We start from the raw sequence: 15,341 nt of genomic DNA, 5'->3' as shown, positions 1-15,341 counted from the left end.
GCCGCCTAATTGATCGTCTTGGCAGCCGCGTCAACCTGCCCGGTCATATTGGCGGTCAGCAGAGCCTTGACGAGGTTTTCATCGACAAGGCCGTTGACCGGCAGGCCCTTGTCGGCCTGAAACGCACGGATCGCCGCCGTGGTTTTCCCGCCCATGATGCCGTCGGGGCGTCCGGCGTCGTAGCCCTGATTGTTCAGAATGCCCTGAATATTCAGAATGGCCTTCTTCATATCGACGCTGGCCGTGGTGTCGTCTGTCTTGGCGTCGACCCAGGCAGGGTCGGGAAGGTGATCGTTAACCGCCGGATCCAGCGCCTTTGGCTTCCAAAGCTCCACCGTGCCGCGTGCACGCTCCAGCTGCTCCGGCCGCAGGGCCTGAGCGACTTCGTCGCGCTTTTCGCCCGCATCGGTATCGCCATTTTTGGCGGCCAGCGCGAACCATTTGTAACTTTGCACGAGATCCTGCGGTGCGCCGACGCCACGTGCGTTCAGAATACCCAGATTGAACTGGCTATCGCGAACGCCGTATTCTGCCGCATCCATGAACCATTTGCGCGCCTGCTGATTATCCGGTGCGCCAACAGCGCCCTGGGCGAAGAGAACGCCAAGATTGTGCATGGCGCTGGCGTTTCCGGCATCGGCAGCTTTCGTATACCAGGCCAATGCGCTCTGAGCGTCCCGTTCGACGCCCATCGCTTTTTCGTAAGACAGAGCCGTTCGGTACTGCGCCGGAACGTAGCCGGCTTCCGCGCTCGCCGCGAACCACTCGGCCGCCTTGGCCATATCGGCTTCGACACCACGCCCTTCCGCGTAGCGGACGCCGACCTCGTACCAAGCCGCGGGATTACCCTCCGCAACAGTCGCCTGAAGCGCGGCATTGCCGAAGGCGATGGAACGTTCGCTCGATGCCGGCACCCCGTCATTGGCCGCAGGTGTCGTAAGAGCCGCCTCGTCCGGCATGTCGGGCGTGGTTTCGGTCGGGGGCTGTTCGGCGCTATTGACTTCGCCGGCGGGCTGATCGGCCGCAACCGGTGCTTCCGCTTCGGGAACGGCCGGCGCATTAGCCTCATTGAGGAGCGCGTCTTCCGCTTCGGCGGAAGCATCGGCTGGCATCGTTTCGTCGACGGCCGGTTCCACTGCGGTTGCGGCGGGTTGGACCGGGGGGGAAGAGGGCGGCGCTGCATAGAAGATGTTGAAAAGCTGCCACCCGCCGAAGAGAAGGATCGTCAGCAGCGCAATGAGTATGAGCGGCATTCTAAGCCGACCCAGAAGGCCGCCGCGACCACCAGATTTGATGTTGTCGCCACCGATGTCGCTGTCGGTATCCGCTGCGGCTGCCTGGGCCGCCCGGCGCGCAGCCGCGACGAAGTCCGCCTTGGCGTTTCTGGCGTGGTTGGGGTAATCGTCTTCAACAACCGCCTCGTTGCGCTCGGCGTGGATCTTGCCGATCACGACGTCAAGATCGGGCGCGCCCGAACCGGGCTCCATGGGTTCGTCCGGAAGCTCGGGCTCCGGCTCCGGTTCCGGCTGAAGCGGTCTGTCCATGGCCGCTGGCAAATTGAAACTGTCGCCATCCGCCTGGACGAATTCTCGTAGAAACGCGGCGTCGTCGGGCCCATCGCTTACGGTTTCCGGATCGGGCTTCAGTGCTTCGATGGTCCCAAGCGCCGTTTCGCTGAGCGCAGGGGTCGCTGTCCCGTCGAATTTGATCCGTTCCGACTGCGTCTCGGCCCGGTTGTCAGACGCAGCCAATGGTGCGTCTTCGTCTTGACGGGCGACGCTTGCACCGAGACTGCCTTCCTCGATCACCGCAAGTCGATCGACGATCTTCAGCATCGTCTCGTGAATGGCTTCGAAGGTCCGCGCATTGCGGTTTTCCGTGCGCCGGGAGAGTTCTTCCAGCGTCCGCAGATCGGCGCTAAGGCTGCTCATCGCTTCGCTGGATGCAGGGTTTCCGGTCTGCATCGTGCGCAGCGTGTTCTCCACCGCCCGCCGCGCCGCATCCATCATATCGTCCTGGCTGCGCTGAAGACCCTCTTCGATCTCGTTCAACCGCGGCGCCAGTTCAGCAACGGCGTTGTTGCGGCCTTCCGCTCCGGAGAGATAGGCCGAAAGCTCGGCGATCTGATGCTCCAGATTGGTGATGGCTTCCGAATGCGCCGTGTCGGTCCCGCCGCTTCCGCCGCTTTCGACCTGCTCGCTCAGGGCGGACAGGCGGCTTTGCAGAGCGTCGAAGCTCTCACGGCCCGTCGAACTGACATCGCTGATCGATTCATGCATCCGGTCGGACAGTGCATTGAACCGTTCGTCCAGCGTCTGTAGTAGGGCTTGCCGTTCGGTTTCGCTCTGCTCGGCCTCCGAATTCATCCGTTCGGTGATGCGTGACAACCGCTCCTCGATCTCGCCAAGAGCGCGCTCGGTGGTTTCATTGGCAAAGCCGTTTGACGTGGCGCGGCTAGCATTCTCGAATTTCGCATCGAGTTCGCGGAACATGGCCTCGGAATGGTCCCTCGCGTCGCGATGGGTGCGCTCCATCGAGGCGACGACGCCCTCAATCCGAGATTCGACAGCCGACAGAATCGGTGACAGATCGATTGGCGGCGGCGCCTTTTCCAAATGCGTCGTCAGCGTACCGAGCTGATGAGCGATACGTTCGATCGCGCTATCGGCTGCTTCGGATCGTCCTGCCAGCGTTTCGACGCGCTCGGTCAGCGCTTCCATACGCTTCGTGATTTCAGTGGCTTCCGAACTGATGGTCCGCGATGGCGTGACAGTCTTGGCCAGCGAAGCGAGGCGCGCCTCGATCCGCTCCAGCGGTCCGGTATCGACCTGCGCCGGTTTGGATTGCGCGGACACCAGCGCACGTGACAATTCGTCGAGGCGCGCATCGATGGTTTCGACTGCGTCCTGTGACAGCCCGCTTCCGGCTCGTTTGTGGACGGTATCGATCAGAGAGCGGATATCGTCCTGAAGCGCTCCGATCGAGTGGGACTGCGGAAGGTTGGAGACGCTGTCGCCGATGGTTTCGATCCGCTTTTGAAGGCGCGACAGGGCCCTGTCATTGGCACTGCGCGATTCGGCGTCCCGGTTCATTTGACGTTCGAAATTCGACCAGCGCTTGTCCATATGATTCCACTGGGTGGACGCCTCGCGAAGGGTCTCCTCGCGCGCCAGTTCGTCGAGCCGAAGTTTCATCTCGGTCATTTCTTGACGAAGCGTGTCCACCCCTTGCGTTTCGCCAAGCGAGGAAAGATCAGCCACTGCCTCGTTCAGGCGCGACAGTTCCTGCGATACATCCTGGGTTCGGCCGGCATGGACATCGTCCACGACCGAGCCCAGCCGCTGGCGCAGGCCGTGAAATTCCTCCGCGATGGTCTTGCGCAGTTCGTCGCGAAGCTGCTCGCGCAACTCGTCCAGATCGCTTGCGGTGCGGCTTCTGCCGAAGGGCGGGTTGGCTGGGCGGACCTCCCGCATGCCGAGCCGATCTTCGATTGCCGAGAGCTTGTCGCTGAGATGGCCGAGCGCAGAAGGATTCCGCCGGGTGCGACCGGCGTTCACCGGGTCGAATGGGTCACGTCTGGTCTCCATCGGCGCGTCAACTCCCTGCGGGTGTCGGACCAGTGTGAGGATGATCGCCGATTGACAAAACCGAATCCGTGTTGCCGCAGCGGGGTTGGCCCAACGCAGGGCAACCATTCAGCTTCTATGGTAAACATGAGGTTAAGATGTCTTAATTTCCCGTTGACGGGCGGTTCCGAACGCCACTGTCAATTTATGAGGGAAGATCATTCAGCAGAAGCTTGGTGAATGGCGTTCGAGGTGAGTTGAATCATCTTAGAAATGCCTTATAGGACGTTTACGTAAGAGCACGCGAAACGGCCCGGCGCCGTTCGGTTCTATTTTCTTTTGTAGCCTCCAGATCGAGAGCGACGACTGCAGTCCGGTCAAGGCACCGGCCTCAAAGGCGCTTCTGCGTTGCGGAAGAAAGCCAATTGACAAGATACAGGAATAGACAAAGGTCGCAGCTAGGGACATGAATACACTATCGAACTCGGCGTTCACCGAACAGCAGAGCGCCAACGAGACCGCCGATGCCGACGAAAATGGCGGCCAGTACATGCGCATTGGGGAGGTCGCCAGCCAGCTCGGGGTGACCCTGCGCGCTCTCCGTTTCTACGAAGATAAGGGCTTGGTGGCGCCGCGTCGCATTGGAACGACGCGCCTTTACGACCGGCGGGCAATCACCCGCCTGAAACTTATCATGCTGGGACGCCGGGTCGGCTTTTCCCTGCGTGAGGTCAAACAGATCATGGATCTTTATGAGCCGAACGGCTCAAATTATCGTCAGTTGAAGGTTCTGTTGGAAAAGGGCACCCGCCAGTTGGCGCGGCTCGAAAAGCAGCGTCTCGATCTGGATAACGCGATCGGCGAATTGCAGCAAACCCTCACTTCCGTCCGTACATCTCTGGATGGGGCGGTCAGCCGCTCCTGACCGGACCGGTCGGCAATCCGGCTAAGGCCCGCTCCTCTTTGTAGGGGCGGGCTTTTCTTTGCTTGTCGATGCTCCACTTCTGCCAATAGCAAAAAATCTGTCTGCAGAAATTTTGACGTTTACGGAAACGTCAAAATACGATATTGAGCGCCACACTCATTGCGGCCGACGGGGCCGCGGGTCTCGTTTCGGAGGAGATGTTGATGCCGGTCTATCAGGCCCCTGTGAAAGATACGCTTTTCGTTCTCAACGATGTCTTGAAATTCCACCAATACAACAATTTGCCGGGCTTCGCCGATGCCGACCCCGATATGGTCGAAGCGATCCTCGGCGAGGCTGGCCGCATGGCCGAAGAGGTGATCCTGCCGACCAACCAGATCGGCGACCAGGAAGGCTGCGTGCGCCATGAGGATTCGTCCGTGACCACGCCGGATGCTTTCAAGGGTGCCTTTAACGCATATCGCGAATCCGGCTGGATGGGCCTGTCCGTGCCGGAAGAATATGGCGGCCAGAACCTGCCCTACACGCTCCATAGCGCTGTCGGCGAATATTTCTCCTCGGCCAATATGGCGCTGCTGATGTATCCGGGCCTGACCCAGGGTGCGATCGCGGCCCTGCTGGCTCACGGCACCGAAGAGCAGAAGCAGACTTATCTGCCGAAGATGACGTCCGGCGAATGGACCGGCACCATGAACCTGACCGAGCCGCATTGCGGCACTGATCTGGGTCTGCTGCGCACCAAGGCGGTGCCACAGGGCGACGGCAGCTACAAGATCAGCGGCCAGAAGATCTTCATCTCCGCCGGCGAACACGATCTGGCTGACAACATCATCCACCTGGTTATCGCCCGGATCGAGGGCGCGCCGGAGGGCGTGAAGGGCATCTCGCTCTTCGTGGTGCCGAAATATTTCATCGGCGAGGACGGCAGCCTTGGCGAGCGCAATGGCGTGGCCTGCGGCTCGCTCGAAGAGAAGATGGGCATTCACGGCAACTCGACCTGCGTCATGAATTACGACGAGGCGACTGGCTGGCTGGTCGGCGAGGAGAACAAGGGCCTCAAGGCCATGTTCACGATGATGAACGAGGCGCGGCTCGGCGTCGCCCTGCAGGGGCTTTCCATTTCGGAAATCGCCTATCAGAACGCGGCGAACTACGCCAAGGAACGCCTGCAGGGCCGTGCTCTGACCGGTGCCGAGGCGCCCGACCAGAAGGCCGATCCGATCATCGTGCATCCGGATGTGCGCCGTGCACTGCTGACCATGCGTTCCTTCAACGAGGGTGCGCGCGCCCTGATGTTGTGGAGCGCGCTGAAAGCCGATCTTCACCACCGTTCGGGCGACGCGCCGCAGGCCGAAAGCGCCGATGACATTCTGTCGCTGATGACGCCGGTTCTGAAGGGCGTCTTCACGGACAAAGGTTATGAGAACGCCACCAACGCCCAGCAGATTTACGGCGGCCATGGCTATATCGAAGAATGGGGCATGAGCCAGTATGTGCGCGATGCGCGCATCGCCATGATCTATGAGGGCGCGAACGGCATCCAGGCGCTCGATCTGGTCGGCCGCAAGCTCGGCATGAAAAACGGCAAGCCAGTTATGGCCTTCTTCGAGGAGGTCGGTGAGTTCTGCGAGGCCAATCGCGGCGACGAGGACCTCGCGCTCTTCACCAAGCACATCAAGAAGGGCATGAACGACATGCAGGCCGCGTCCATGTGGCTGATGCAGAACGGCATGAAGAACCCGAACGATGCCGGTGCGGCCTCGACTGACTTCATGCATCTCTTCGGCCTCGTCGCTATCGGCTACATGTGGGGTCTCATGGCCAAGGCCGCCAAGGAAAAGCTGGACTCTGGCGAGGGCGATAAGGCCTTCTACGAAGCCAAGATGCAGTTCGCCCGCTTCTATATGGAACGGCTGATGCCGGAGACGGCGACGCGTCTCGCCCGCATCCAGACCGGATCGGAAACCATGATGGCGGTGCCGGTCGAAGCGTTCTGATCCAGGCAGTAAGAGCCGGGAGCCGGCCTATGAGCGAATTCACACTCCACTGCTTTTACGAGAGCGGGAACGCCTATAAGGCAGCGCTGATGCTGGCGCTGAACAAGGCGGACTGGGAGCCGCTCAAGGTCGCGTTTTTCGATGGCGAAACGCGCCAGGCCGATTGGCGCGAAGACACCAACGTCATGGGTGAGGTACCCGTTCTGATCCACCATCGGGGCGATGGCGATCTCACCCTGACGCAGTCCGGCGCGATCCTGGCCTATCTATCCCGTCACTTCGGCACCTTCGGCCACGAAACCGAAGCCGAGGAATACGAAGTGATGCGCTGGCTGCTCTTCGATAGCCAGAAGGTCTCGGGACAGGGCGGACCGCTGCGCTTTCTGCGACATCTGAAGAAAACGGGCGAGACCGAAGTGGTCCAGTTCCTCCATGGCCGGTTTGTTGCGGCATTGGATATTCTGAACCACCGGCTCGAAGGTCGCGACTGGCTGGCCGCCGACCGGCCGACCATCGCCGACCTTGCCTGCTTCGGCTACTTCAACTGGCCGGACGAGATCGGCGTCGATCTCGGCGATTATCCGAACGTCGTCGCTTGGGTCGATCGCATCAAGAAGCTGGATGGGTTCCGGCCGCCCGAAGCGCTCATGCCGCGCGCTTTGGAGCCGTAAACGCGGCCGACGGCAAACGAAATTCGGCGGTCCTGAGCCGGATCGTCGCGAAGGGAACGCGCCGACAGGCCTGTATAGCCGAGGCGTAGACAGGGAGAGAACGAATGGCTGACGCCTATATTTACGACGCTGTGCGAACCCCGCGCGGACGCGGCAAGAAGGATGGATCGCTGCACGAAGTGCCCTCCGTTCGGCTTGCCAGCCATGTGCTCGAAGAGGTCCGAGACCGCAACGGTCTGGACACGTCCAAGGTCGACGACATCATTTTCGGTTGCGTCGATCCGGTCGGTGAAGCTGGCGGTGTCATTCCCCGCGCCGCAGCGTTCGAAGCGGGTTACGATTTCGCTGCCCCTGGCGTCCAGATTTCGCGTTTCTGCGCGTCTGGCCTTGATGCCGTCAATCTCGGTGCGGGCAAGATCGCCGCGGGCTCGGACGACATCGTCGTTGCCGGCGGCGTGGAAAGCATGAGCCGCGTCGGCATGGGCATGAGCGGCGGCGCGTGGATCTTCGATCCGTCGGTCGGCCTGCCGGCCTATTTCATGCCGCAGGGCGTATCGGCCGATCTGATCGCCACGAAGTACGGTTTTTCCCGCGACGATGTCGACGCTTACGCCGTCGAGAGCCAGAAGCGCGCCGAAGCGGCCTGGAAGGATGGCCGTTTCGACAAATCCGTTGTTGCCGTCAAGGACCAGAACGGCCTGACGATTCTCGACCATGACGAACATATGCGTCCGAGCACCGACATGCAGTCGCTTGCCTCCCTCAACCCGTCCTTCGTGATGCCGGGCGAAATGGGCGGCTTCGATGCCGTCGGCATTCAGGCGCACCCGGAAATCGAGGCGGTCAATCACGTCCACCATGCCGGCAATTCGTCGGGCATCGTCGATGGCGCGGCAGTCGTGCTGCTCGGCTCGGACGACGCCGGCAAGGCGATGGGTATGAAGCCTCGCGCCCGCATCCGCGCCTTCACAAATGTCGGCTCCGATCCGGCGCTGATGCTGACCGGCCCGGTCGACGTCACCGAGAAGCTGCTGAAGCGCGCCGGCATGGAATTGTCGGATATCGACCTGTTCGAACTGAACGAGGCCTTCGCGGCGGTCGTGCTGCGTTACATGCAGGCCTTCGACATCGATCACGACAAGATGAACGTCAATGGCGGCGCGATCGCGATGGGCCATCCGCTCGGCGCGACCGGCGCGATGATCCTGGGCACGCTGCTCGACGAGATGGAACGCCGCGACGTCAATGTCGGCCTTTGCACGCTGTGCATCGGCGCCGGCATGGGCACGGCCACCATCATCGAGCGCGTTTGAGCGAAGACGGAGGAGACAGGAACAATGGCTGACTACAAGAACTTCACCGTCGAAACCGACAATGACGGCATCGTGCTCGTGACCTGGGACATGCCCGACAAATCCATGAACGTCTTTACCGAAGAGGTGATGGACGAGATCGAGGCGATCTGCGACGCGACGAGAGGCGACGAGGCCGTCAAGGGCGTCGTCTTCACCTCCGGCAAGAAAGGTTCTTTCTCCGGCGGCGCGGACCTTTCCATGCTGAACGGCCGCATGGAGCGCATTCAGGAGTTGAAGGACAACCCGACCGAAGAGGGCATGAAGGAACTCTTCGAAGGCGCGGGCCGGATGTCCTGGCTCTGGCGGAAGATCGAAACCAATGGCAAGCCATGGGTCGCTGCGATCAACGGCACCTGCATGGGCGGCGCGACGGAACTGGCGCTCTCCTGCCACTACCGGATCGCCGCCGACAGCGAGAAGGTGAAGATCGCCCTGCCGGAAGTGAAGGTCGGCATCTTCCCCGGCGCCGGCGGCACGCAACGTGTTCCGCGCCTGATCGACACGCAGGAAGCACTGAAATTCATGACGACCGGCTCGCCGATGGATGCGTCCAAGGCGCAGAAGACCGGTCTGATCCATGAGGTCGTGGCGGCGGACGATCTGGTCGATGCGGCCAAGGCCAAGCTGAAGGCCGGTGAGGTCGATCCCGAAGCGCCGTGGGACAAGAAGAAGTTCCGTGCGCCGGGCACGCCCGTCTATTCCGGTGCGGGCAGCCAGCTCTGGCCGCCGGCGATCGCCATCCTGCGCAAGCAGACCTACGGCAATTATCCGGCCGCCGAAGCGATCCTGAAATGCGTTTTCGAAGGGCTTCAGGTGCCGATCGATACGGGCCTCACCATCGAGCAGCGCTACTTCACCGAAATTCTGCGGACGACCGAAGCGGCCATGATGGTCCGCTCGCTCTTCATCAGCCTGCAGGAGCTGAACAAGGGTGCGCGCCGTCCCGATGGGGTGGAAAAGAGCAAGTTCAAGAAAATCGGCGTCCTTGGCGGTGGCGGCTTCATGGGCGCGGGCATCGGCTATGTGACCGCGAAGGCCGGCATCGATGTCGTCCTGCTGGACCGTGACGCGGAAAGCGCGGAGAAGGGCCGTCAGCATGCAGCCGGCATCATGGATGGCCGCATCAAGAAGCGTCGCGCGACCGAAGCGGACAAGGAAGAGATTCTGTCGCGGATCACGACGACGGCCGATTACGCCGATCTCGAGGGCTGCGACCTGGTCGTCGAGGCGGTCTTCGAGGATAGCGGCGTCAAGAAGGCGGCGACCGAGAGCGCCGAAGCGGTGATCCCGGACGGCACGATCTTCGCGTCCAACACCTCGACCATCCCGATCTCGTCGCTGGCGCAGAATTCGAAGAAGCCCGATCAGTTCATCGGCATCCACTTCTTCTCGCCGGTCGACAAGATGATGCTCGTCGAGATCATCCTTGGCGAAAAGACGGGCGAGAAGGCGCTGGCGACCGCCATCGATTACGTTCGCGCCATCGGCAAGACTCCGATCGTTGTCAACGATACGCGCGGCTTCTACGTCAATCGCTGCGTGCTGCGTTACATTTCCGAGGCCTACAATATGCTCGTCGAGGGCGTTCCGCCGGCGATGATCGAGAATGCGGCGAAGATGGCCGGCATGCCGGTCGGTCCCTTGGCGCTCAACGACGAAACGGCCATCGATCTGTCGCAGAAGATCATGCGTCAGACCGCACGCGATCTCGGCGACGACGCCATCGATCAGCGTCACATGAAGATGGTCGACGAACTGGTCGAGAAGGGCCGGCTTGGCCGCAAGGCGGGCAAGGGCTTTTACGACTATCCGGAAAAGCCGGCCAAGAAGCATCTTTGGCCTGGCCTGAAAGAGATGTTCGATCAGACGGCAGCGGATTCGCTGGATGTCGAGACGCTGGAAGAACGCTTTCTCTTCACCATCGCCATCGAGGCGGCGCGTGTGATGGAAGAGGGTATTGTAGAAGATCCGCGTGAGGCCGATGTCGGCTCGATCCTGGCCTTCGGCTTTGCACCCTATTCGGGCGGGGCGCTTTCCTACATCGACGGATTTGGTGCGAAGGTCTTCGTCGAACGCGCCGACGCGCTGAAGGCCGAATATGGCGAACAGTTCGCCGTGCCGGAACTGCTGCGCGATATGGCGTCGAAAGACCAGAGCTTTTACGAACGGTTCCCGGTCGGCAGGAAAGCTGCCTGAGCGACCTCTTCGCACCGGTTGGCATCGAAAGCCCCGTCACTTCGGTGACGGGGCTTTTTCATGGAACGCCGCGCCTTTTAGACAGCGGCTGTAACAAAGGAACCGTCCGATCCGATTGAACATTCGATTAACAAATGTTCTAAGGTATGAACCGATTTAAACCGAGGTCGCGGGAGTTCGCTGCTCTTGAGTATGATTGTCGACTATTATTTCTCGTCCATTTCGCCGTTCAGCTATCTAGGCCACGAAACGCTTTGCACGGTCGCCGATCGCCAGAAGGCTACGTTGCGCTTCCTGCCGGTCGATCTTGGGATCGTGTTTCCGGCGGCGGGCGTCCTTCCACTGGCCAAACGGTCTGAGGCGAGAAAGCGTTATCGTCTGGTCGAATTGCAGCGTATTGCCGAAATGCGAGACGTGCCGATCCAGCCGCAGCCGGCCTCTTTTCCGACCGATCCTTCGCTCGCCGACCGAATCGTCATCGCCTTGTGCCAAAGCGACTTTGATCCGCGCAATTTCATGCTCGAGACGTTCAGGTCGCTATGGACACGCGATCAGAACATCGCCGATGAAGCGGTCCTTCGGCAAATCCTCGCAACGTGTGATCTGCCGCAGGACAAGATAATACAGGAGGCCGGTTCGGATGTGGTCGCAAGGCAGCGACAGGACAACTCCGAACAGGCTGTCGCTATCGGTGTTCAAGGTGTTCCGACATATGCGCTGAACGGCGAATTGTTTTTCGGTCAGGACAGGATCGAATATCTGGAAAGCGCTTTGATGACGGGCCGCAAACCCTATACCGCGCAATAATCAAATTCTACCGATGTCTGATATCACATAAACACTATGGACAGTTGACTAGATGCAACCTACACAACGCACAGGTTGTATAATTGGCAGGTTATGCGAGTGACGACGCACACGAGTGTATGGCGAGCGCTGGACCAACTGGCGGCTGAGGCGGGCCTTAGCCCATCGGCGCTTGCGCGTCGTGCGGGATTGGATCCGACGACGTTCAATCCGAGCAAGCGAGTCAGCAAAGACGGACGCAATCGCTGGCCGTCCACTGAATCTATCTTCAAAGTCCTCAACGCAACCGGTCGAAGCATCTTCGACTTTGCCAATTTCGTTTCGCTGGATCAACAGCGGAAAACGGAAAACGGTTTTTCAGATCAGGAACAGTCCCATTTCGAAATTCCGCTCCTCGGTTTTGCCGAAGCGGGTCCCGGAGGCTGGTTTGACGATGCCGGCTATCCTTCGGGCGAAGGACTCGACACGATTGCCTTTCCTGCCAATCGCGGTGAGACCTACTGGGCGCTTCAGGTCCACGGCAACAGCATGGAGCCGGTTTATCGGGACGGCGATCGCCTGATCCTCTCGCCAAGCGCTAAGCTGCATAATGGCGACCGTGTGGTTGCTAGAACCCGCGCCGGCGAGGTGATGGCCAAGGTCCTCGACAAGCATGCCGAAGACAGCATTGACCTCTGCTCGTTCAACCCCGATCATCCGCCGCGAACCTTCGCAATGGACGAGATCGAATGGGTTGCGCGTATTCTTTGGGCCAGCCAGTAAGCCGCGGCGTAGGGTTTTCCCGTTCAGCGTCAGGATGCTTCGCTTTGGCGACCTTGGCGCTTTCGATCATCATCATGATTGGCCCGCAGGTCCGGGCGGATGATGCGTTGACACCCGGTCCGACGTCGACCGATACCGAGCTGCCGCATCCAGTTACCGGGAAGACGGTTCGCCGTATTGCGCCAGGATGGATATCTCCCGATCTGAATGTGTCGGAGTTTCGGCGCGGGCCCTCGCGCAAGCCGCTATCGTCCTTGGCGAGGCCTGCGGATCGGCAGTCCTTCGAGCAAGGGCGGGCTTCCATGCGAACGGCTGCCGACAACTGGATCTGGCGCCGTCTGTTCCGACCCAAGATCGTTGCCGCAGATCGCCTAATAGCGGAAGACTATACATTGTCGATCGATGGCGTGCTTGCTCCAGCGGTTGAAGATCGCTGTGGCGATAGCAAAGTCCGGTGCGGCGTGATCGCGCGCGCCTCCGTTCGGCGGTGGGTGCGTGCGCGTGCCGTGACCTGCTTTTTACCGCCCGAGCAGAAGAACGCCGCTATCACGCAGCGCTCACCCGATGAGATTGTCCGCACCAAATGCCTGCTCGCCGGCGAGGACGTGGCGACATGGCTCGTTGCCAATGGCTGGGCGATACCGTCCAGCGGCGAAGATGGAACGAACGCGTCCAGTGAGGACGGAACGCACACGGGCCGTGAGGTAAGCTCCGATCTGCCTGGCTTGAGCGAGAAGGCGCGCAGCAAGGGGCTCGGCCTGTTCGGACTGGGCGGCTGGTCGCCAGAAGATAGCTGCGCGGCGGAAGGAAAGGGTGGGTGCAGCGATGAAGTCGATAGACGCGATCAGGTCGCCACGCTTCCGACGCCGCAATGGACTTATCCCGTCGCGACCATCCTGCCGCCGTCCGGTCTGACCCAAAGGGAAGCGACCGGCACCGCGAATGATTTGACCGGAACCATGAAACCGGATGTGCAGGAAACCTTTCAATAATCGCAAAAACCACCCATATGCATGGCTTGGGGCGGCGTTGGCCGCCGAGACATCAAACCGCGGAGCGCTCTACCATATGGCCAAGCCTGTCAGCATGACTCTTTCCCACGACCTCTCAAAGGAAGAGGCTCTGTCGCGTATCAAGGGCGGGTTCGACCGCTACGCCGGCGATATCGGTATGGGAATTGCCCTGAACAGCCGTTGGGAAGCCGATACCTGCCATTTCGACGCCAAGGCCTTGGGCCAGAACGTCACCGGCGAGATCGAGGTGCGTGAAGAGGATGTGCGGATCGAGGTCCGCCTGCCGATGCTCCTGGCCGGCATGGCGGACAAGATTCTTGGAAAGCTCAAGAAAGATACGACCCTTCTTCTTGAGAAGAAATAGCCTCAGGTTTCGGGCCCGGTCAGTTCGCCATCCAGCGCTTGATCGATCAGCTTGGCCGTCCGTTCCGTTCCGTAAAGGGCGACGAATGAACCGAAGCGTGGCCCCTTCTCCTGTCCGAGCAGCACTTCATAGAGCATCTGGAAGAACGCCACCGAGACGCCCGGGCCGCCGCTCGGGCTCTTTTTGTTGTGATCCTGGTAGCGCTCGATGCCGCGCGCCACGTCCAGCGCCGCGTCCTGAAGCATGGCGCCATCGGCATGGTCCGGCTGGCCGCGCAGGCTGGCCTGCAACTGCTCCAGCGCATCGCGCTCGATTGCGTCCGGTTCCCGGAACTTCTTGGCCGGCCTGACGAAGTCCTCGTAGTAGCGCAACGCGAATCCGACGAGCCGATCCAGATCAGGATGGGTTTCAGCACTCGTCCCCGGCGCGTAGGCCGATATGAAGCCCCACATCACATCTCTGTTCTCGGCGTTGGAAGCCGAAACCAGATTAAGCAGCATGGAGAAGGCAATCGGCAGTTCGACCACCGGCACCTTGCCCGCATGGATGTGGTAGACCGGGTTCGCCAGCCGCTGCTTGGCGTCTTGCCGGCCATAGGCCGCGAGAAACTGGTAATACTCGTCGACCGCCCGTGGGATGACATCGAAATGGAGGCGCTTGGCGGTGCGCGGCTTGCTGAACATGTAGAGCGCCAGGCTCTCGGTCGGGGCGTAGGCCAGCCATTCGTCGATCGAAATGCCGTTGCCCTTCGACTTGCTGATCTTCTCGCCCTTGTCGTCGAGGAACAGCTCGTAGACGAAATGCTCCGGCGCCCGACCGCCGAGAATGCGACAGATCTTGTCATAGACCACCGCATTGGTCTGGTGGTCCTTGCCGAACATTTCGAAATCCACGCCCAGCGCCGCCCAGCGCATACCGAAGTCGGGCTTCCATTGCAGCTTCACGTGGCCGCCGGTGATCGGAAGGGTCATTTCTTCGCCATTCTCATCGTCGAAGGTAATTGTCCCCGCCTCGGGGTCGACATGCTTCATCGGCACGTAGAGGACGCGCCCGCTCTTCGGATCGATGGGTAGAAAGGGGCTATAGGTCGCCTGCCGCTCCTCTCCGAGGGTCGGCAACATGACGTCCATGATCTTGCGATACTGCCGGGCGGCCTCGCGCAGAGCCTCGTCGAAACGCCCGGACTTGTAGAATTCGGTCGCCGAGGCGAACTCGTAATCGAAGCCGAACTGGTCAAGAAAGCTGCGCAGCTTGGCGTTGTTGTGCGCGCCAAAACTGTCATGCCCGCCGCAAAAAGGGTCCGGCACTTCGGTGAGGGGCTTCTGCAGATGCGGCATCAGTGCCTGCGGGTCCGGCACATTCTCCGCCACCTTCCTCATGCCGTCCATATCGTCGGAAAAGCAGATCAGATGGGTTGGCACCTCGTCGCTCGTCAGAACGCGGAAGGCATGGCGGACCATCGATGTACGCGCCACTTCGCCGAATGTACCGATATGCGGCAGGCCGGATGGACCGTAGCCCGTCTCGAAGAGAACACCGTTTTCCGGGTACTCGCCCTTCGCGTAGCGCTTGATGATCTTGCGCGCTTCCTCGAATGGCCAGGCCTTGCTGACCGCTGCTTCCTGGCGGAAGTCGGCGGATAATTCTTCTTCGGTCAGCGCGGGCAGACTCATTGGGCTCTCACG

General features: G+C 60.8%; 11 protein-coding genes. 9 read left to right on the top strand and 2 right to left on the bottom strand.

What is annotated here, in order from left to right; genetic code table 11:
- Positions 1-5: 5 nt before the first annotated feature.
- Positions 6-3,587 carry a peptidoglycan-binding protein gene (locus tag B7H23_RS01625; protein WP_158215738.1) on the bottom strand — a complete coding sequence of 1,194 codons (3,582 nt, stop codon included), beginning with the start codon at positions 3,585-3,587 and terminating at the stop codon, positions 6-8.
- A gap of 445 nt (positions 3,588-4,032) precedes the next feature.
- Here B7H23_RS01625 and B7H23_RS01620 point away from each other — a divergent pair, with 445 nt between their 5' ends.
- The 9 genes from B7H23_RS01620 (at position 4,033) to B7H23_RS01580 (ending at position 13,656) form a co-directional block, all read left to right on the top strand.
- The gene (locus tag B7H23_RS01620) at positions 4,033-4,491 is read left to right on the top strand and encodes a MerR family transcriptional regulator (RefSeq protein ID WP_094075656.1); all 459 of its coding nucleotides are present in this window, start codon (positions 4,033-4,035) and stop codon (positions 4,489-4,491) included.
- 203 nt (positions 4,492-4,694) lie between these two features.
- A complete protein-coding gene (locus B7H23_RS01615) occupies positions 4,695-6,488 on the top strand; it encodes an acyl-CoA dehydrogenase C-terminal domain-containing protein (RefSeq protein ID WP_094076805.1) in 1,794 nt (597 codons plus the stop codon).
- A gap of 29 nt (positions 6,489-6,517) precedes the next feature.
- Complete coding sequence (locus B7H23_RS01610; RefSeq protein ID WP_094075655.1) at positions 6,518-7,159, top strand: glutathione S-transferase family protein; 642 nt, start codon at positions 6,518-6,520, stop codon at positions 7,157-7,159.
- Between the two features lie 104 nt (positions 7,160-7,263).
- A complete protein-coding gene (locus B7H23_RS01605; protein WP_094075654.1) occupies positions 7,264-8,472 on the top strand; it encodes an acetyl-CoA C-acetyltransferase in 1,209 nt (402 codons plus the stop codon).
- 24 nt (positions 8,473-8,496) lie between these two features.
- A complete protein-coding gene (locus B7H23_RS01600; protein WP_094075653.1) occupies positions 8,497-10,710 on the top strand; it encodes a 3-hydroxyacyl-CoA dehydrogenase NAD-binding domain-containing protein in 2,214 nt (737 codons plus the stop codon).
- Between the two features lie 192 nt (positions 10,711-10,902).
- The gene (locus B7H23_RS01595; protein ID WP_094075652.1) at positions 10,903-11,517 is read left to right on the top strand and encodes a 2-hydroxychromene-2-carboxylate isomerase; all 615 of its coding nucleotides are present in this window, start codon (positions 10,903-10,905) and stop codon (positions 11,515-11,517) included.
- Between the two features lie 99 nt (positions 11,518-11,616).
- A complete protein-coding gene (locus B7H23_RS01590; protein WP_094076804.1) occupies positions 11,617-12,279 on the top strand; it encodes a S24 family peptidase in 663 nt (220 codons plus the stop codon).
- 44 nt (positions 12,280-12,323) lie between these two features.
- On the top strand, positions 12,324-13,271 hold the full coding sequence (locus tag B7H23_RS01585; RefSeq protein ID WP_094075651.1) for a hypothetical protein: 948 nt from the start codon (positions 12,324-12,326) through the stop codon (positions 13,269-13,271).
- A 94-nt stretch (positions 13,272-13,365) separates the two neighbouring features.
- Positions 13,366-13,656: a polyhydroxyalkanoic acid system family protein gene (locus tag B7H23_RS01580; RefSeq protein WP_158215737.1), complete on the top strand. Its 291-nt coding sequence runs from the start codon at positions 13,366-13,368 to the stop codon at positions 13,654-13,656.
- Between the two features lie 2 nt (positions 13,657-13,658).
- Here B7H23_RS01580 and B7H23_RS01575 read toward each other — a convergent pair whose 3' ends face one another.
- The gene (locus B7H23_RS01575) at positions 13,659-15,329 is read right to left on the bottom strand and encodes a lysine--tRNA ligase (RefSeq protein ID WP_094075649.1); all 1,671 of its coding nucleotides are present in this window, start codon (positions 15,327-15,329) and stop codon (positions 13,659-13,661) included.
- Positions 15,330-15,341 lie beyond the last annotated feature (12 nt).

The sequence above is a fragment of the Notoacmeibacter marinus genome (assembly GCF_002238045.1).
GTDB lineage: Bacteria > Pseudomonadota > Alphaproteobacteria > Rhizobiales > Rhizobiaceae > Notoacmeibacter > Notoacmeibacter marinus.
This window is presented reverse-complemented; position numbering and strand designations above follow the sequence as displayed.

Excerpts from the sequence above, each read along its gene's own strand:
- B7H23_RS01575 (WP_094075649.1), bottom strand. The coding sequence starts at position 15,329 with ATGAGTCTGCCCGCGCTGACCGAAGAAGAATTATCCGCCGACTTCCGC.
- B7H23_RS01615 (WP_094076805.1), top strand. The coding sequence starts at position 4,695 with ATGCCGGTCTATCAGGCCCCTGTGAAAGATACGCTTTTCGTTCTCAAC.
- B7H23_RS01580 (WP_158215737.1), top strand. The coding sequence starts at position 13,366 with ATGACTCTTTCCCACGACCTCTCAAAGGAAGAGGCTCTGTCGCGTATC.
- B7H23_RS01605 (WP_094075654.1), top strand. The coding sequence starts at position 7,264 with ATGGCTGACGCCTATATTTACGACGCTGTGCGAACCCCGCGCGGACGC.
- B7H23_RS01625 (WP_158215738.1), bottom strand. The coding sequence starts at position 3,587 with ATGGAGACCAGACGTGACCCATTCGACCCGGTGAACGCCGGTCGCACC.
- B7H23_RS01620 (WP_094075656.1), top strand. The coding sequence starts at position 4,033 with ATGAATACACTATCGAACTCGGCGTTCACCGAACAGCAGAGCGCCAAC.
- B7H23_RS01595 (WP_094075652.1), top strand. The coding sequence starts at position 10,903 with ATGATTGTCGACTATTATTTCTCGTCCATTTCGCCGTTCAGCTATCTA.
- B7H23_RS01610 (WP_094075655.1), top strand. The coding sequence starts at position 6,518 with ATGAGCGAATTCACACTCCACTGCTTTTACGAGAGCGGGAACGCCTAT.
- B7H23_RS01600 (WP_094075653.1), top strand. The coding sequence starts at position 8,497 with ATGGCTGACTACAAGAACTTCACCGTCGAAACCGACAATGACGGCATC.